Below are 1,201 nucleotides of genomic sequence, written 5' to 3'. Positions count from 1 at the left end.
GGAATGATCAGCAGCAGGCCCAGCAATTTGTACAGCAGGCTGCCCAGTGCAACCTGCCTGCCCGCCACGTTCTGCATGCTGGTGCTGAGGAATGCGAGCAGGCCGCTGCCGATATTGGCACCTATGACCAGACCGATCGCCACCGGCAGACCGATGATTTCCGCGCCTGCCAGCGTGGCCGTCAACAGCACTGCTGCCAGGCTGGAATACGAGATCAGTGCAAACAGTGCCCCGACCAGTGCGTCCAGCAGCAGATCGCCCGTCAGTGAGGCAAACAGCACCTTGACCCCGGCCGCCTGGGTGATCGGCGCGGCGGCAGCGACGATCAGTTGCAGCGCCAGCACGATCAGCCCCAGGCCGATGCCCACGCGGCCCATTTGCCCGGCGCGGGTCTGTTTGCGCGACAGAAAGAACACTACGCCGAGGAAAATCAGCAGTGGCGACAGCCACGAGAGGTCGAAGGTCAGCACGCGCGACATCAATGCCGTGCCCACATCGGCCCCGAGCATGATGACCAGCGCAGGCGTGAGCGTCATCAGGCCCTGGCCCACGAACGAGGTGACCAGCATCGCGGTAGCGTTGCTGCTCTGGACCATGGCGGTCACCAGAATGCCGGCAATGAACGCCAGCGGACGTTTGGACATGTTCTGGCTGAGCACACGACGCAGTTGAGCGCCGTACACACGAAGGATGCCAGTGCGCACGATATGCGTGCCCCAGATCAATAGGGCCACAGCGGATAGCAAATCGAGCAGGGTCAGCATACTGAGAGCCCCCTGAGGTTTGCCTGTTCAGGCGTGGATTGAAAAGTACGATGCGTAGCGAGCGAGGAAGTGTTTTTGTAGCGCTCCACTAAAGCTTTAGTCGGCCTGAGGCCTTGTCGCAAGGATCGCACAGGCTCGGGTTCATTGAAATAAAAGTGTCACAAATCAATGCCCGCACACGATGTGCGCGTTAGAGAGGCGCCAGGTGTCATTTCTTTGCCTCTCTGGCTGTGCGCATTCTGATGTTGATTGTCTCGACCACCAGCGAGAAGGCCATCGCGAAGTACACGTAACCCTTGGGCACATGCACGTCGAAGGACTCGGCGATCAACACGGTTCCGACCAGCGTGAGAAAGGACAGCGCGAGCATTTTCAGCGACGGATGACGGTTGATGAAGTCGCTGATCGTGCCGGAGCACAGCATCATCACCAGCACG

The 1,201-nt window shown here is 59.9% G+C and carries 2 protein-coding genes; both read right to left on the bottom strand.

Annotated features, from left to right (window positions below; genetic code table 11):
• Nucleotides 1–764 (bottom strand): Na/Pi cotransporter family protein (locus BZK31_RS28735; protein ID WP_167378139.1); only part of this gene is annotated, 764 nt, incomplete at its 3' end.
• Between the two features lie 208 nt (nucleotides 765–972).
• Nucleotides 973–1,201, bottom strand: a 229-nt coding sequence (locus BZK31_RS28730) for a TerC family protein (RefSeq protein ID WP_425273312.1), incomplete at its 5' end; no start/stop codon positions are given.

It is taken from the genome of Pseudomonas floridensis (assembly GCF_002087235.1).
Classification (GTDB): domain Bacteria; phylum Pseudomonadota; class Gammaproteobacteria; order Pseudomonadales; family Pseudomonadaceae; genus Aquipseudomonas; species Aquipseudomonas floridensis.
This window is presented reverse-complemented; position numbering and strand designations above follow the sequence as displayed.